This window comes from Mesorhizobium sp. LNJC394B00 (assembly GCF_000502555.1).
In the GTDB taxonomy this organism is placed as follows: domain Bacteria; phylum Pseudomonadota; class Alphaproteobacteria; order Rhizobiales; family Rhizobiaceae; genus Mesorhizobium.
In genome coordinates this window covers 908,767-924,191 of record NZ_AYWH01000002.1, presented here as the reverse complement: position 1 = coordinate 924,191, position 15,425 = coordinate 908,767, and the positions used below count along the sequence as shown (strand labels likewise).

Below are 15,425 nucleotides of genomic sequence, written 5' to 3'. Positions count from 1 at the left end.
AAGCACGCTGGGTGATCGTCCAGCGGTAATTCGACGATTGCTTGCGGATGGACATGCGCAAGCTCGTAAGCCGAAACTTTGCGCGCCTTCGTCTCGGTCAGGATTGACGCAGAAGGCCGTGGCCGAACGGGCCAACCTCAGTCAGCAATACGTAAGCGGATTGGAGCGAGGCCAGCGGAACCCTACCGTCGAGACGCTATTCGCTCTCTCCAAGCGTTGGGAGTTAGCCACGTCGAGTTGGTACAGTCGCCAGCCTACTCAGAGTGGCCGCGACGCAAAAAATGGCGTCGTGCGGGACGATGTGCTGTCGTCCTTTGGGCCTTGGCCGCTCGTGGGCCATGCGGCATGCATCGAGCGAGATCCGAGCATAGCCGCTACTATCGAAGAGGATGAGAGAGCTGCGGCTGATACGGCGGACGACCGTCCAATGGTTAAGCGAGCCGAAGACCGACAACACTACTGCCTGACCTGGTTGTCCAACCCAATCGCCGAGACGACGCAAGAGCTCTTCAAAACATGGCTGTTCGTCTCGACCCAGCATAGGTTTGGCTCGGATGGCCACGTCGTGTTCGGTCGCCAGATGCAAGATCGCGGCCTTCAACAGATATCTTAGAGGCTGTGTATCGATACCGTTCGACGCGGCGTGGGCCGCCCCTACTGACTGATCAACCGATTCCAGCAATGCGACAAAAAGATCCTGCCAAACGGGCGGCCGGAAAAGGTTGGCACGCACGCCGAGCGCGAGCCGGATTGCGTTGATGACGGCGTAAATGCCGCAGAGGCCATCAAGTTCGCCTTGGCGAAAGGGGAGAAGTGCGTGATGTGACATCAGGCTTCCCCCTGCGACGGCATGGCGGGTCGGAGCGCAAGGCGGCTACAATGGTGTCCGAGCGGGCACCAATGGAGTTCACAGGGGAGAGTGTCACGAATGTTGTTGCCATTGCAGACGGATAGTTCGTCAGCGGCGCAGAAACGCCAGACGGCATGCTGCAGCGCTCGTGGCGAGATGGAGAGGGTCGGCTCGTCAGCCATTTTTGCTGCGAGGTCGCGCAAGATAAACTCACAGCCGACAGCGCTGTAGCAGCGTTGCCCATAGAGATGGTCAGCTTGATAGGCAGCATGGATGCCAGTCCGGTGCAGAAAGTTATGCACCAGCGAGTCGACTACGACAACTGATGCGCCGACGGCGTGCCATCGTTGGCGATCGGGACCAGCGTTGAGGAGGATTTGTGAGAGCATCATGCCGGCAAGCTTGCGTGAGACGCCAACGACTTGCGTGAAAGCCGCCAGAAGCTCCTCTCGCCCGGCAGAGACCGGGTCTTCGCTCGTGTTGGTCACATCGAGCAAGCGGTCGATGAACGCGACCAGATCGCTGCGGCATTCGTCCCGGATGAACAGGTAGAGCGAGAAAGCTTGCTCGTTAAGAACACCCTTCCTCAATGCGAGCTTCGGCACAGGGCACGTGGCCAGGCTGTCGGGATTAGCGCAGGTCTGAATTGCCTTGCGATAACGGCAACCGCGATAGCTATCAAAGTCAGCCAGCTTCGGGCAGAGTTCCTGCTCGCTGGAACGCCCTTCTCTGCTGAGCGCATTGGTGACGCCGTACCATTCGGCGTTGCCGTGCTTTTCGATATAAGCGCGGGCGTGTGAGTCACGAATCCCCTGGTAGCTAAAACCGTCAATCAGTGATCGGTACAGCCAGGAAGTATCGGAATTGGCAATTGCCTCTGACGCATCTGAGGATTGGCCGAGCGCCAATGGATCAATGCCATGATGTTTTGATTGGGCTGGCAGAGAGACCAGCGCTGCCATTATCGCTCGGGCGTCATCAATTGTTTTCACCATCGTCATGCGCTCTCAATATTCATCGGCGCGCATGACGGTCATGACGCGAGAGGTGACGTTTCGGTCGGCGGCATCTGGTGAAAGAAACTGCCGTTTCAGGTCGTAATAGTCGATTTTCCAAATGATTTTGACGCCGTCGACGGTCATGACTGCGCAGTCATGCTCGCCGTTGGGATCGTTCTCAGGCGTGAAAGCATCGAAGGCGGCGATTGCGGCGATGGTCTTCGTTACGGCCGATGCGCCAAGGCCGGCGATACCAGCGGTAATGACAATTGTTCCGCCAAGGCGTCGGATCCTAAGGTCGTCGTTGAGTTGACGGATTTTCACTAGGTTTTCATCGAGCATTCCGCGGATCATTTCGATATCTGCCGGTGACATTCCGTTGTCTTTCTTGGTCATGAGCTTTTCCTTTCTTGAGCGCGAGCGAAGGCGGCACGGCAGCGATTGCTGCCGAGGTGACGGTCGTTGGATGTTCAGTGGGGGTTAGAGGAGACGCATCAGCTTGCGTTGAGCGGTAGCGTCGCCGTCGATGTAGGATTGGGTGGTATTCAGCGACTTATGGCCGGCGAGCTGCTGTACGTCGCGCAACGAGCCGCCGGCCTTATGGATCATTCGAGCAGCATGGGTGATAAATGTCCGGCGGCCGGAATGTGATGAGCAGCCGTCGAGGCTTAGATCGCCATAGACACGAGCAAACCAATTGACGATGGTTTTGGCACTCATTCTGTCTCTGCGTTCCGATACGATGACTGGCCCGATCAGGTCGGCACCGCGAACGAGTTGCTTTAGCGCCTGGCTGATTTCGGGGTGCATTGGAATGCGTCGACCGCTCCCCTTCTTCGCCGCCCAACCAGGCAACTCGATCAATGGCGCGATTTTGCCATTCGCTGTCGATACCATCGACCAATCGAGGGCAGCGATTTCACAAGCCCGGAGGCCAGCACGGAAACTCAAAAGTACTATTACACGATTTCTCAGCGGCAGTCGGCTTCGCTTGCTCCAAGTCAGAAGCGCGCGCAGTTCCGACGGCCGCAGCAACTTTGCTGGCTGACCTCGCATGAAGGGTTTCCTTGGGATTGGTTGCTGTCAAACCGCGGGCTGGCTTTAGCCGAAGCACCAACCGGCGGCATTCACCATCATAGCACTTGTTCAAGCCAAATGCAACCGAGGATTGTATAAGCAAATTTTGGTTGCACAAAGCGCCTTCGGCGGGCAACCTCCCGCCGAAGGTTGGCGCATGCTTAGGCTTTGGGCGAAGTAACGGCCACGCTGCGCCGCGAAGCGCCAAACGACGGCATTTTCGGCCAATCACGCCACGACAACGTCAAGCGGTCGCTAGAGGGATCGGCAGCAAGGACCACGGCCTCCCACCAGCCGTCTTCGCGGCCGACCGTGGCAAGCACCACCGAGCCCACGTCAATCGTTGACCACAAATCCGGCGTCGCAGGCGCGCTGGTAGCGCCACTCTTCCCAACGCTGCTTTGATCACCCGGCTTCAACTGATGTTCGGTGCCGATCAGCGCTGCGAACTTATCGTAGACTTCCTGCTTGACGGATGCACATACAACTTTGCCAGCCGATGATACCCGGCCAGATGATATTTCCCTGGCGACGGTTACCAATTCGTCGGTCGCTGGGACAACCACCGAAAGACCATGCAGATGGGCCGCAGCAGCCCCACCGTCGATCGCATCACCCGCAAACGTGCAGGCGCGCGGCTTACCTACAACGCCATCGTCTAAAACCACAGCATACCGTTCCATACCTAAATCCTTTCAGCTAATAAACACAGTTCACAATATAGAACATAACATGAACATCAAGCGATGTCAAATGGATACATATATTATAAAAAATCAATTACACCTAATACTATGAGGAACAGGGAAATAGCGGGGTGGCCGGGGAATAACTTTGCAGTACGAATTCCGCCTCTACAACAACCGCCACAGTGCACACTTGGGGTAACGCGCCGTGAGGCCGCCCCGACACGGCCCGCGGCTCCCGTCTAATAGAACGCAGTCCGGCGTTGCTTTCGATCAAACCGGTCGATCAACAGAAAGGGGCGCCTATCGGCGCCCCCCAAGAGGTTGTGAGCCAACCCGTCGCAACGAGCGTTAGAGAGTTTGTGCCGGAAGTACGATCCGGTAGACCCGACCGACCGCGCATACCATTTTCGGTGTCTTGATGCTCATCTTGGGCTTCATCCCCCCTTCGCCCTTCAGGTAACCCTCTTTCTTCAGCTCGTTCAGCATCGCGGTATGATCAGAAAACGTCGACGTGAAGACTGATGTCGGGATCAGAACTTCGCTGTCGTCGGCCTTCATGATCCCTCTAGCCTGATGGAACTGTTCAGCAGTGAGTGGCCGCTTGCGCAAATTTTTTGCGTTCGCAAGGTCATTCTGGCTTACGTAATCGACTACACGGTCTATTGCCCTGGGCTTGGCTTTCGCTTGTTTTGCTCCGCGGATGGACTGGAGAATTTCGGCGAAAGCGGGAAGCAACCTGCCCCAGCCCTTTGGAACTACACCCCATTCCTTGGCCAAAACACCTGCTGCGAACGTGAGGGCCACGGTGTTGAGCACGCGATTAAGCCCTACCCCTTCGACCTCACCGACCTCCTTGCGGAACTTTCCAATCAGGTCTTGGATACGAATGCGTAGTCCGGCCTCATCTTCAGAGGCGTTCATCAAATGCTCCACAAACGCCCTTGATGCCACGCCGTAGTCGGCAAGAGCCGCGTTGCGGATCGCGTCGGCCGCCTCGCGCGATGTAGCAAATCCCTTTGGAAGAAACTTGAACACCCCGTATTCGTGCCGATCATCCACTTGAATGGTCGGCATGCGTGACATCAGAGCGTCTCGAGTATTTCCAGGGACTTCGACCAAATCTCGAAGGGGCGTGTTGCTTGTGCTCAGTACAGCCACATGTACCAGCGGTGTCTCAGTCACATCGATGAAACGACGGCGCATGCCCTTCGACGACATGGAAAAGATGCCGCGGCGAATGACTTCCTTCTGGCCCGCCTTGTCGGCGCCAGCCAAATTCCCTTCATCGAGAACTAAAATTCCGCCAGCGTGGGCTGCCTTGGCGCGATCGAGATACAGCGCGGTCACGTCCCAGGTTTGACCGCCCCCGACTTCGCTGTCAGGGTTGCCCGCCCACACTGATGCCGCCGCCACAGCGATTGTCGTTTTTCCGCACTCTGGCGGACCTACGAGTTCCAGCTGCGGGTTGAGGAAATTCGGCGGCGCGAATTTGAGCAGTGGTGCAACCAGTGCATAGATCAGCACAAAGAGGCAGACCGGCTGCTTTTTGACGGGTGACATAGCATCCTGCCACGCAATCAAGCTTCCCACTGGCGTGAATTTCCGATCCGGGGGAAATGTCACGATGAGTTCGCGAGCATCATTTTTCGGGGAAATGACCGTTCCATCGCCAAAAACGAAGTGCCTACCAACCCATCCTGAGGTGGCCGCCACCAGCCCCTTCCGATATTCCTTATGTTCCTCGACTGCTCCTTTAAATTTGTTACGGCTCTTGGATGTATAAAGGCGGACACCGCCATTAGTGAGCTTCGCGAAGAACGCCTTCTCATCGGTCGCCAACTCGGCTAGCGAAACCCAGCAAGAGTTCGTCGCCGTGCCGAATTTGATCCAATAATTACCGTGTTGATCGATGACTGCGTCTATAATCTGTGGCCCGTCGTCAGATGACACGAGGCCTGTAGTTGTTCGTGTGGTCGACATTGATAATTCCCTTTGAAGTGGAGTGATTTGAGGTGGCAGTGGGAAGACCGTTCCCACCCTTCCCACCGATTTCAGTTGCTTTTCGCGGCGATCAAAAGCACGACGACGCGAGCTTCGGCGCACGACCACAGTGTTGTCGGCACCAAGTGAAGGAAACTACATCTCCATGCCTCCTAAGGCACTGTTTGAGCAGAGGATCGCTGAAAGCAGAGAAAACGAGAAATACAAATCAGCAACCATGAAATTTTTCATTACGGAAGACGCAGTTGTTCAAGACCATAATGTCGGCCAGACCGCAGCGGTCCAGCCACTGCAAGTACATGGTATGGAATTCTCTTTTGATACGACGGTTCGCGCGCACCCGCTTTTCGACGCCGTCGATGGTGACAACCGGGCGCTCGGGCCAGAATGACTTCAGCAGGTAAGAGAACTGCTTGGGGCGGTTTTCAATTTTACAACGCTTGATCGGCACCGCACCCGTGGCAGTCTTTTCGTAACCCCAGCGCCCGCGAAGGCGACTGAGAAAGAGAGCGGCTTTCTCAGCCGTCGTCAGGATGTGGAAATGCAGTTGGAACTCGCCGGTCGTTGGCTCGTACTCGCCGTGCAAGAAGGCGACCAGAAAGCCCGGCTCGTCGAGAATTCCTGCACGCTGCAGGTGAGTGCGGAACTGTTGCTTGATCTGCGCCGCGGTGACTTTATGGAGTTGGCGGGCAGTGAAGCGCCATTTCCGGTTGATCACGGTAACGGTGCGGAGATCGCTGTCTGCAAAATGCACCACGGCGTCGAGGAGTGCGCCAATCGTGTTTGACCGCACTTGGCGCATGTACTGGGAGGATGCCAGAGTCGGGTATGGTTTGCCAGTGGCTAGACCATTTTCAAGTAGTGCTAGTAGCGTTGCTACCCGTAGTGCTGACTTTGTTTTGCGCCCGCCCGATTGGGACGTCCGGCGTCGTAGGTCGGCCTCAATCTTAGCAACGCGCACGGCGTCTTCATCCTTGCAGAACTGCTTGGTCTCAAAGAAGGCGGAAATGGCCATCGGCTCAGCCTTGGGAATGGCCAATTTGTTGTACGGATCGAGCAGAAATTTGTGCATGTATGGGTCCTCGGGCGACGCCACTATCGAGTGCGTCGCTTAATTCAGGTGGAAGGGAGGGGACGGCGCGGCACGCCTGCGCCGTCACTATTTTACTGATTGCTTGCCTGCGCGGACGCCTGGGGGAAGGCGGCAAGCCTTTCCCGCAGAGCGTTCAGAAGACCGGCGACATCGTCGCCTTTGTAATCAGCGATCGTCTGCACCAACGCGCCCTTCAGCGCGCTGGGATCTGCCGTTTCAATGATCGCCTGCCATTCCGCCTTGTTCGCGACGGCGATCGCCATCTTAGAAGCAGATACATCTTCGGGAACATTGACGACGTTCGGCGGATGCGTGTCAGTCGCTGGAGCGTTGACGCCGCCAACATCGTTCTGGCTAGACTCGCGTTTGATTTTGGCAAGCTTCGCCTTGCAGGTCGCGATGCTCGTGTTGGCCACCCAACTAGCGAAGTCGGCTAAAGGAATTTCCAGCTGTTCTGCACACTGGATGATCGCGGCATATTCGTAGCAGAGCTTCATATGGCTCGGTTCCGTGGGCTTGAAGGTCAAGCGCACCGCAATGACAAAGACCTTATCCTTCTGCGTGTTACCCTTCGTGTTCTTGAAATAAGGTTCGCGAAGGACCTGCTCAACGGCCTCTTTGCCTTCTTCCTTGAGACGGAGAGCAAGAGTAAGCGCCGGCACCAATCCTTCGTTAACTTTGTCCTTCCAGGCAATGCCAAACAGGCCATTCCCTTCATTCCAGTGGACACAACGTGCAATGGCGGCCGCCAGCGGAGAAGAGCTACACAGAGCGTCAGCAGGACCGTCCGTGCCGCCGTCGGAGACCACGAGAGCACGCGAGGATCCAGCGCTATCGAGCACACCGTCGCCGTCATCTTTTTCGGTTGAACCGAAATTGGCCGCGGTCGAACCCACATCGGGGCCCTCAACCGTCGGGGCGGTACGCTCGTCATCGGTCGAGGGCGAGACGGTTGCTTCGACACCACCGTAGGTATCAATGTTATTAGCGGTCATCGATGCCTCCTTCGACAAGTGCGCGAATATCTTCGACGCGCCAGACGGTGGTGCGGGGACCGAGCTTCATCGACGGCGGGAATTTGCCGGCGCGGACGCCGGCCCACCAAGTCGAACGAGATACGGGGATCGGGCCGTGAGGGGCGAGGATGGATGCGAGTCGGACAAAGCCGGTCGCGGGCAGCGGGGTATTCTTAAGCATCGGCGGCACTCCTTCAGTGGAAAGATGCCGGTGCTAGCGTAGATTGAGCGAGTTGAGGCCGAGCGGAAAACCGCTAAGCCGAATTCGGCTTAGGGCCGAAGGATTCGGCTTAGCGCATCCGATTTGTTGCTAGAAAGCGAACCCGTTACCATTGATGGCCAGCGACGCGAGTTGGAATTCTTATACAGGCGGAGCAAGCAATGTCCTGACGCTTTAGCCGATGACAATTTCGTCCTGCGGTGCAGCTTACGAATTTGAGGGTAAAGCGCAGCAGTTTGCATTCACGTCAGCGTTTGGGGAGTTAGCGATACGGAGCTATTCGACGGACCAGAGGTCGCAAATTGGAGTCTGAGACCGCGCCCCCGGCCAATTTTCATCTCATCGTCAGCTTTGGGGCCGCAAGGGGACGGGCAGCTTCACGCTGCGATTCCTCAAGAGCGGACATTCAGGTTGCGCGGGCAGTCATCTCAACCACGGCCCAAGCCTGCCAAGGCCGAATCCTGTCGGGCGTGCGAACGCGCGGTGGCTTGCCGAAGCCTCCTCGGCGAGAGAAGCGACGCCCCCCCTTTCGCCAACATTGCGCGCAGGGAGTGCGCAATCCGCCGCTTTTCGAATATGGGATCTTTATATCTTGGGCCTCCCGCACGAATGGAATCTTTATGCGTATCGGCCTAGGTTTGGGTTTATACGGCAACCCCGGCGGGGAGCGATACGATGGGCAATCCGAGGATGCAACTGGACATCACATCGTCGCCAGGTGGCGATTCGCTTTTCGGCTTGGCGGAGGCTCCCGCCGCGGTACGCTATCTTGCTTCGTTTGCAATGACCGCCTTCGCGACGATCGTGGCTGTCGGTGTCGACACCCAGGTGGCGATCCCGAACATCTCGCTCATATTCGTGGTGCCGGTGATCATAGCGGCCGTTGGCCTAAGCCTGGGCCCATCGCTCTTTTCGGCGATACTTGGCGCACTCGCCTACAATTTCTTCCTCACCGAGCCTCGCTACACTCTGATCGTCGACGACCCGGCAAATGTCTGGGCGATCGGACTGCTTTTCGTCGTCGGACTTATCGTCAGTGGCCTTGCCTTTACCTCCCGTCGCCGCGCAATTGAAGGAGGGCTCCTGAGAAGGCAAGCAACGATGCTGCAAACCTATAGTCGCGACGTCGCGGGAATCGACAATGCGAAGGCGATCGTCTCAATCACTTGCCGCACTCTTGCGGCGCTCTTCCAGGTTCCTGCCGTCGTCATTCTCGTTTTGGACGGCAAAGTGGTTTCCGTCGAGAAAGCCGGCAACGTAGAACTTCAGGAAGCCGAGATCGAGGCGGCGCAATCGTCCTTGGCAACGGGACTTGTAGTGAGCGCCGGAGTGTATCCGGCGCTGACCTCGCGCTTTGACTTTTGGCCCGTAAAAACAACGGCAGGGGGCCCGCGCGCCGCCATTGGGCTCGCATTCGACCCCGAAGAACGTCCCGCGGCGCCTTCGACGTCGGTCGATATCGTGGGCCGCTTCCTGGCCCTGGCCCTTGATCGTCAACATTTCCGGCATGCTCGACCGTAAAGACCCCGGAGGGCGAAAATCGGTAAACGGCGCCAGACAACGACACGAGATCTTGCTCTAAGCGGAGAAGCAGTTCATGAGCAATGCCGATGCGGGCGACGGCGGCGATGCAGCAGCACAGCCAGCGGCTGACGTCCACTCCCAGCAGAACCTGCGAATACTGGTTCTGGGAGCTCTCGGCATCGTTTATGGCGATATTGGAACAAGTCCTCTCTACGCGTTTCGCGAAGCCCTGTTTGTTGCGGCATCGGACGGATCAGCGACACGTGAGGATGTGCTTGGCATTCTTTCGTTGATCATTTGGGCGCTGACCCTCATCGTAACGGTTAAATACGTCTCATTTGTTCTCCGGGCGGACAACAAGGGCGAGGGCGGCACGCTGTCCCTGATGTCCCTGGCCGGCAGTAGTCTTCCGGCTCGCTCAGCTGCCATTTTGGTCTTGGGCGTGCTCGGCGCGGCGTTGTTTACGGGCGACTCTATGATCACGCCAGCGATCTCGGTACTCGCTGCTGTGGAAGGTCTTGAGACCGTCACGCCAGCCCTTGAGCCATACGTCTTGCCAGTCACGCTTGTCATTCTTGCTGGGCTCTTCGCGGTCCAACGATTCGGGACCGGCGCCATTGGGGGCGTTTTCGGGCCGATTACATTCGCATGGTTTCTCGCGCTAGGGGTTTCCGGAGTAAGCCACATCGTCACCAATCCGGGAGTGTTGTGGGCCGTCAATCCCTACTACGCCGTCCACTATCTCGTGGCCAATCCAGGACTTGCGCTCGGTACAATCGGCGCTGTTTTTCTAGCTGTGACCGGCGCTGAGGCGCTTTACGTGGATCTTGGTCACTTTGGTCGCAGACCGATTGTGATGGCTTGGCTGTGGATCGTGTTCCCGTGCCTTCTGCTCAACTACATTGGACAGGGCGCCTTTGTTTTGAACCGCACCGAACTACCGGAGAATGTTTTCTTCGACATGCAGCCTCGCTGGGCGCTGGTGCCGATGGTCGCCTTGGCCACCGCGGCTACGATCATCGCCAGTCAGGCTGTTATTTCCGGGGCGTTTTCGCTGGTACGCCAAGCTGTCCAGCTGAATCTTCTGCCGCGATTCAGCATCCTGCACACGTCCGAGACGCAAGAGGGTCAAATCTATCTTCCGAGGGTCAATTGGTTGCTCGGCATTGGCGTCATGATGCTGGTGCTCGGGTTCCAGAAATCGGGCAATCTCGCCTCAGCCTACGGCATCTCTGTCACTGGCCAGATGGTGGTCACTGACCTGCTTCTCTTCATTGTTATGCGACGAATCTGGAGCTGGTCTCTCACTGGTGCCCTTATGGCGTCGGCACTCTTCCTGGTCGTGGACCTGGTATTCCTCGGCTCGAACGTCATTAAGGTGATCGAAGGAGGCTGGGTTACGCTAACCATTGCATTGGTCATGTGCCTCATTATCTGGACTTGGGTGCGCGGCGGCCGCTATCTGTTCGACAAGACCCGCCGCAATGAGATCCCGCTCGATTTCCTCGCCGGCAATCTGTTGAAGAAACAGCCCCATCTCGTATCAGGTACGGCAGTGTTCCTGACCAGCGATCCCTTGAGTGCTCCAACCGCGCTGATGCACAGCCTGAAGCACTACAAGGTGTTGCATGAGCAGAACGTCATCCTTTCAGTGGTGACGGCGCCGCAGCCAGTGGTGCCCGACAGCGACCGAGTCAAGATGGAGACACTCAACGAACTGTTCATGCGGGTGACACTGACCTTCGGCTACATGGAACAGCCCAACATCCCGCGCGCACTGGCGATCTGCCGCAAGCAGGGTTGGAAGTTCGACATCATGTCGACATCGTTCTTCTTGTCGCGACGTTCGCTCAAGGCCTCGCCCAATTCTGGCATGCCGGTGTGGCAGGACCGGCTGTTCATCGGCCTGGCGCGGACAGCCGCCGATGCGACGGAGTATTTCCAGATCCCGACCGGACGTGTGGTGGAAATCGGAACACAGGTGGTGGTCTGATCCGACTAGGTTGCTCCCGTCGAATGGCCTCGTGAAAGGCGCGTACTGCCCTTGCACGCGCCGATTGCAGTTTCGACGGCGCTTGAAAGTTATCCGCTTTGCCGGATGCTTGTCGGCCTGTCCTAAGTTTCCATCATCGAAGCCAGTCGGAACGTTCGCTACACAGAACTCACTGGATGTTACGATCGCCCTAATCACGCAACTGTCCAAGGTTTAGAGCCAACTATCTGCCCTGCTCCCGGCTAACGGGCAGGCGCTCAAGCTGCCTTTGCAACTCTGTCGAGGGACCCCGGCAACGTCCGATTTCCGGAGACAGCAAAATCAACTTGAATGACCGAGATGAGGCGCTTTTCGGGCAGGCAGCTTTGGAGCCGATAGGGGAATGTCCGCTATGTGGCCATCAACTATGAAAAGTAGACGCTAGTTTCCGCGTGTGCCCTGCCAGCCTCGCGGCGGGAGCCTGTAGAGAGAACAACGCCGTCTTCGGCTACTACCGCACAAACCCTGGAAAAAATTCGGTACTTTTGAGGCGCTCTTTGATTGCGATCCTTTTGATATCGAGTGGCAAATGTTCCGCTCCAGCCCTCCGGATGTGGATTATCAGAGGTTGCCAGCTCACCTTGCAGCTATGTACTAGCCGATTGTGATCGTCGGGACGAAGGCCTGTGCAGTTCGGTTCTGGTCGTAGAGCTTCATCGCGAGGTCCGCTTTAGGCATCCAGACTCGGCCCGTTTCCACCGCTACGGACGCCGGCACTACCGGGAAGACATGCAGCAGCACGCCTTCCCCATGATATGCCTTAATCCGGTTGAATAGGTCGCGCAGCAAATGCTTGTAGGCTCCAAGGTCGTCCTTCCGCCGCATGATGTCATTGCCGGGGTGGTCGCAGGTGATTGACCAGATGGCAGCATCTTCGCCCAAGACCGAGGTAATGCGGTCGTCATTCACCGTGGCGCTCAGGGCCAGCTTCAACGCCACCGGCACGTCTTTCCTGCCGCTATACTCGTTAACGTTGTAGGTGATGCGCGGCTGGTCAGGCAACCATTTCCAGGTGTCTGGTTCGCGGTGCTTCTGATGCACGGCGACCGGCACTATGTCGCCTAGAAGGGTCCCGAGACGGATGAGCAGGGGCTGAGGCGCCAAGGCGAAGACGCTGAGTTGGCGGATTTCCCGCTGCTCGATCCGTTCCTTGATCTTGCGCGCAAAAAGGCGCTCCAGATTCTCGTTCTGCTGGGTCCAGTAGGCCTCTTCATGATCCTGGCGCTCCGACCCGATCAACTCGATGTCGATTGTCCGACCCTCCGCGGGATGGTGATCCGGGGGCATAGCGCTGAAAATCGAACGGGTTGTCACCAAGGAGTCGCGCTGGCCGATAGTTGCCGCGAACCTAACGACATGGGAGACGCGGTCGACATCCATGTCAGTAACGATCTCGATCCGGTCTTCATGTCCCGCTTTCATGGCCAGGAGGACGTCCTCGGGATAGTCAGCCAGGTAATCCACATCGATCGCCTTATGGTGGACGGGGCACATCAGCATCAGGTTGTCGATGTCCTGGGCAAGCAGGGGCGATCTGACTGCATCACCCCTGGGCCCGTCTGCCTCGTCAGCGACGATGTGGGCGATATAACCGAACTTGCCCGTGCGCTTACCAGCGATCAGATCACCGATCAGCAGCTTGTTGCATCCACGGAATTGGCACCGTCCCGCAGCCTTTGCCCAAAGCGCGTTTGCAACTTTTGGTGGAATAGAAGTCTTGGACATGTCGACCTTTCAATTGCCGCACCGAAGGCGACGCCTTTCAAATGAATCTTCTCTTCGATCGTGGCACCGGGTCGTCGATCATCTCGACGCGTTGAGGGTGCTGGCCGCGCATGAACAGGTATGTTCCCACCTGCAACATCACGAACATCCTCAGCCGAAAGATCATCAAGACCGAGAAGTCGATGTTGCCCACGTCCTCGACCATTGCCTGCATGGTCCTGATGTCGGTCGTGCTCGGGCTTACCGGAAAGCTTGGATGGGAATGCCATTCCCCCAAGTAGTTGAAACGACTGAAGTCGTTGCCATTCTTCTCGAAGAAGGCTTCCAGTGCCTGGGTGTGCAGTTCCGGGCGGCGCTCGAAGTACGCGCTCTCGCCGCCCCTCGGGTCCACAGTGACGTCCACTATCCGAAATCGCCCTTCGCCGTCCAATTGCTCCGCGAGCAGCAGGCCCCCAGTTTCCCGGCGTCCTGATAGGGACAGCTCCCTGCAAATTTTCTTGCGGACAGAACTAGGCAGGGCGATCTGCATCTTGGGCCTGTTTGGGGAAGAGAAGGGTCACAAGCTCTTTCAGCTTCACCTCATCGCGAGACGATCCCGCGTCCCAGCCTTCGGTGCCGCTATAAACAATGGGGTGGGTATCGAACGGGGCAGTGAATATCCAGCCTTCACCGAGGCCGACTGCATACGCCGGAGCGGGGAACTGGCTCCCACCGCCGCGAAGCGTGTCGATCGCCAGACGCGCTAGGTGACCGGCAATCACGGAAACGTCTGCATCGTCAGCGATCAACGGTGGCTGATCCGCCCGAAGGACGCCGTACTCCACCTGTCGAGAGGGCATCTCCCACTCGACGCCCTTATCGTCGCACCACGCCAAGATTTGGCGGCGCGCAATGTCGGGAGACGGATCGTGGCCGGGTCGGGATCGTGCAACTATTCCGCCGATTCCACCGCCGAAGACCTCGCCCCATACCATGGGTCGAACCTTGAATCTCGCGGCCGCCGCAGCGAGGCCGAAAACGGTCGCGTCCGCCGTAGCGTCGATGATCAGGTCACAGTTGGCTAGCGTCTCCAGCGCGGTGACGGTCCACTCGGAACTTTCCTGGCCGCCCAGGTTCACGATCTGCACCGTGACCTTCGCCTCTGGGGCAATTTCGAGCAGCCGCGCCCGCAGTGCCTTGACCTTGTGGGCCCCGACACCGCGCCAATCCAGCTCGTTCCTCACCAGGTTGCCGGGAGAGAGAATGTCGTCGTCGAACAGTTCGAGCTTCCGGGCACCCGATCGCACAAGCATTGCCGCTGTTCTCGATCCGAGTGACCCACAGCCGATCAGCGCGATCCGCTTCTCGGCCAGCGCCGCGTTCGTAGTGGGCAGTCGCTGTTGGTCGGCGTCGATAACAAACGTGGCGTAGCCGTAAGCCTGAACGCCACCGTCCGCCGTGCGGTTCACCATCGCCAACCACGCGGTCGTGTCGTCTACAAGCAGATAGGTGGCAGGCGGCCACGCCGGATATTCAGTCGTGATGCCCGCAGACAGGAGAGCAACCTCGAGGGTCTTTTCGGTGACCGGTCCTGGAAATTTCAGCCCCCGTGGAACACGGATTGCGGTACCCTTGTAGTTGGATGCAGTCGAGACCGGCTTGTTCCGATGCCAAATCCGAGCACTGTCCGGACCCAGGGCAGTCAGATGGGCCACGGCGGCTTCGCCATAATAGTGTTCGTCGACCTCGATCGGCTCTACGTGGCCATCAGCCATCGCCTGGATCAGGCGCAATGGTTCCTCGGGTATGACCAGCCTGAGATAGGTCCCACGAAGACGCTGGCCTTCAGATACCGCATGAGCAGACGGAACCCCGTGACCCACCAACTCCGGGCTCTCTCCGACGAGGAGTCGATGGGCGCTTTCGATCATCATCGCGCCCGTCCAACCGAGCTCCCAGTTGTCGGGCCGAAACTCCAGGCAAAGTTCGCCTGACAGACCATATTGATGTCCGGATAGAGGTTCGCCGTCCGCGTTGAACATCAACGGGGGGATGGAGGGGAAGAAGTCCGGGTAGTGCATCACGAGACGCCACCTGGAGTCGGCTTCGACAATCTCGAAATCCAAGAGCAACTTCAGGCCGTCAAGGCGCCACCGTAAGTTCTGCAGCCAGCCGGTGGACTGCTCCAGCCGAGCGATCGCAAGTCGCTCCGACAGGCCCC

Annotated in this window: 14 protein-coding genes and 1 pseudogene; 3 read left to right on the top strand and 12 right to left on the bottom strand. The window is 57.8% G+C overall.

From position 1 onward, the window contains the following. Nucleotides 1-47: 47 nt before the first annotated feature. Nucleotides 48-246 (top strand): annotated as a pseudogene (locus X751_RS1000000167875) (helix-turn-helix transcriptional regulator); the annotation flags it as partial. On the opposite strand, the gene X751_RS1000000167870 reads toward X751_RS1000000167875, so the two are convergent. From X751_RS1000000167870 to X751_RS0132970, 9 genes are all read right to left on the bottom strand, one after another. Then, on the bottom strand, nt 224-829 hold the full coding sequence (locus X751_RS1000000167870; RefSeq protein ID WP_245265776.1) for a hypothetical protein: 606 nt from the start codon (nt 827-829) through the stop codon (nt 224-226). The pseudogene X751_RS1000000167875 and the gene X751_RS1000000167870 sit on opposite strands and share 23 nt — an antisense overlap. Next, on the bottom strand, nt 829-1,851 hold the full coding sequence (locus X751_RS1000000164725; RefSeq protein ID WP_050592351.1) for a hypothetical protein: 1,023 nt from the start codon (nt 1,849-1,851) through the stop codon (nt 829-831). The genes X751_RS1000000167870 and X751_RS1000000164725 overlap by 1 nt, the downstream gene beginning before the upstream one ends. Nucleotides 1,852-1,857: 6 nt before the next feature. Continuing rightward, nucleotides 1,858-2,244, bottom strand: coding sequence for a DUF3768 domain-containing protein (locus tag X751_RS154840; RefSeq protein WP_245265745.1), 387 nt, complete (start codon nt 2,242-2,244; stop codon nt 1,858-1,860). Between the two features lie 84 nt (nt 2,245-2,328). After that, on the bottom strand, nt 2,329-2,904 hold the full coding sequence (locus tag X751_RS154845; RefSeq protein WP_023744372.1) for a site-specific integrase: 576 nt from the start codon (nt 2,902-2,904) through the stop codon (nt 2,329-2,331). Between the two features lie 182 nt (nt 2,905-3,086). Continuing rightward, nucleotides 3,087-3,608, bottom strand: coding sequence for a hypothetical protein (locus tag X751_RS1000000166850; protein ID WP_023744371.1), 522 nt, complete (start codon nt 3,606-3,608; stop codon nt 3,087-3,089). Between the two features lie 354 nt (nt 3,609-3,962). Continuing rightward, nucleotides 3,963-5,594, bottom strand: coding sequence for a DUF927 domain-containing protein (locus X751_RS154850; RefSeq protein WP_084558258.1), 1,632 nt, complete (start codon nt 5,592-5,594; stop codon nt 3,963-3,965). Nucleotides 5,595-5,823: 229 nt separating this feature from the next. Beyond that, nucleotides 5,824-6,687, bottom strand: coding sequence for a hypothetical protein (locus X751_RS154855; RefSeq protein WP_156936369.1), 864 nt, complete (start codon nt 6,685-6,687; stop codon nt 5,824-5,826). 92 nt (nt 6,688-6,779) lie between these two features. After that, the gene (locus tag X751_RS154860; protein WP_023744368.1) at nt 6,780-7,703 is read right to left on the bottom strand and encodes a hypothetical protein; all 924 of its coding nucleotides are present in this window, start codon (nt 7,701-7,703) and stop codon (nt 6,780-6,782) included. Further along, nucleotides 7,693-7,905, bottom strand: a complete 213-nt coding sequence (locus tag X751_RS0132970) for an AlpA family phage regulatory protein (protein ID WP_031247014.1) — start codon at nt 7,903-7,905, stop codon at nt 7,693-7,695. Before X751_RS0132970 ends, X751_RS154860 begins: the two co-directional genes overlap by 11 nt. A 729-nt stretch (nt 7,906-8,634) precedes the next feature. On the opposite strand from X751_RS0132970, the gene X751_RS154865 reads away from it, so the two are divergent. Further along, nucleotides 8,635-9,465: a DUF4118 domain-containing protein gene (locus X751_RS154865; protein ID WP_032892698.1), complete on the top strand. Its 831-nt coding sequence runs from the start codon at nt 8,635-8,637 to the stop codon at nt 9,463-9,465. 76 nt (nt 9,466-9,541) lie between these two features. Beyond that, nucleotides 9,542-11,461, top strand: coding sequence for a potassium transporter Kup (locus tag X751_RS154870; RefSeq protein ID WP_023744366.1), 1,920 nt, complete (start codon nt 9,542-9,544; stop codon nt 11,459-11,461). Between the two features lie 633 nt (nt 11,462-12,094). Here the strand turns inward: X751_RS154870 and X751_RS154875 are convergent. Genes X751_RS154875 through X751_RS154885 form a run of 3 tightly spaced genes read right to left on the bottom strand, consistent with a single transcriptional unit; the run spans nt 12,095 to nt 15,330 of the window. Next, complete coding sequence (locus X751_RS154875) at nt 12,095-13,225, bottom strand: SAVED domain-containing protein (RefSeq protein ID WP_023744365.1); 1,131 nt, start codon at nt 13,223-13,225, stop codon at nt 12,095-12,097. 37 nt (nt 13,226-13,262) lie between these two features. Beyond that, nucleotides 13,263-13,754, bottom strand: coding sequence for a Mov34/MPN/PAD-1 family protein (locus X751_RS154880; RefSeq protein WP_023744364.1), 492 nt, complete (start codon nt 13,752-13,754; stop codon nt 13,263-13,265). After that, on the bottom strand, nt 13,735-15,330 hold the full coding sequence (locus X751_RS154885) for a ThiF family adenylyltransferase (RefSeq protein ID WP_198022432.1): 1,596 nt from the start codon (nt 15,328-15,330) through the stop codon (nt 13,735-13,737). Before X751_RS154885 ends, X751_RS154880 begins: the two co-directional genes overlap by 20 nt. Between the last annotated feature and the right edge of the window lie 95 nt (nt 15,331-15,425).

Excerpts from the sequence above, each read along its gene's own strand:
- X751_RS154880 (WP_023744364.1), bottom strand. The coding sequence starts at position 13,754 with ATGCAGATCGCCCTGCCTAGTTCTGTCCGCAAGAAAATTTGCAGGGAG.
- X751_RS0132970 (WP_031247014.1), bottom strand. The coding sequence starts at position 7,905 with ATGCTTAAGAATACCCCGCTGCCCGCGACCGGCTTTGTCCGACTCGCA.
- X751_RS154875 (WP_023744365.1), bottom strand. The coding sequence starts at position 13,225 with ATGTCCAAGACTTCTATTCCACCAAAAGTTGCAAACGCGCTTTGGGCA.
- X751_RS1000000166850 (WP_023744371.1), bottom strand. The coding sequence starts at position 3,608 with ATGGAACGGTATGCTGTGGTTTTAGACGATGGCGTTGTAGGTAAGCCG.
- X751_RS154855 (WP_156936369.1), bottom strand. The coding sequence starts at position 6,687 with ATGCACAAATTTCTGCTCGATCCGTACAACAAATTGGCCATTCCCAAG.
- X751_RS1000000164725 (WP_050592351.1), bottom strand. The coding sequence starts at position 1,851 with ATGACGATGGTGAAAACAATTGATGACGCCCGAGCGATAATGGCAGCG.
- X751_RS154840 (WP_245265745.1), bottom strand. The coding sequence starts at position 2,244 with ATGACCAAGAAAGACAACGGAATGTCACCGGCAGATATCGAAATGATC.
- X751_RS154850 (WP_084558258.1), bottom strand. The coding sequence starts at position 5,594 with ATGTCGACCACACGAACAACTACAGGCCTCGTGTCATCTGACGACGGG.
- X751_RS154845 (WP_023744372.1), bottom strand. The coding sequence starts at position 2,904 with ATGCGAGGTCAGCCAGCAAAGTTGCTGCGGCCGTCGGAACTGCGCGCG.
- X751_RS154870 (WP_023744366.1), top strand. The coding sequence starts at position 9,542 with ATGAGCAATGCCGATGCGGGCGACGGCGGCGATGCAGCAGCACAGCCA.
- X751_RS1000000167870 (WP_245265776.1), bottom strand. The coding sequence starts at position 829 with ATGTCACATCACGCACTTCTCCCCTTTCGCCAAGGCGAACTTGATGGC.
- X751_RS154860 (WP_023744368.1), bottom strand. The coding sequence starts at position 7,703 with ATGACCGCTAATAACATTGATACCTACGGTGGTGTCGAAGCAACCGTC.
- X751_RS154865 (WP_032892698.1), top strand. The coding sequence starts at position 8,635 with ATGCAACTGGACATCACATCGTCGCCAGGTGGCGATTCGCTTTTCGGC.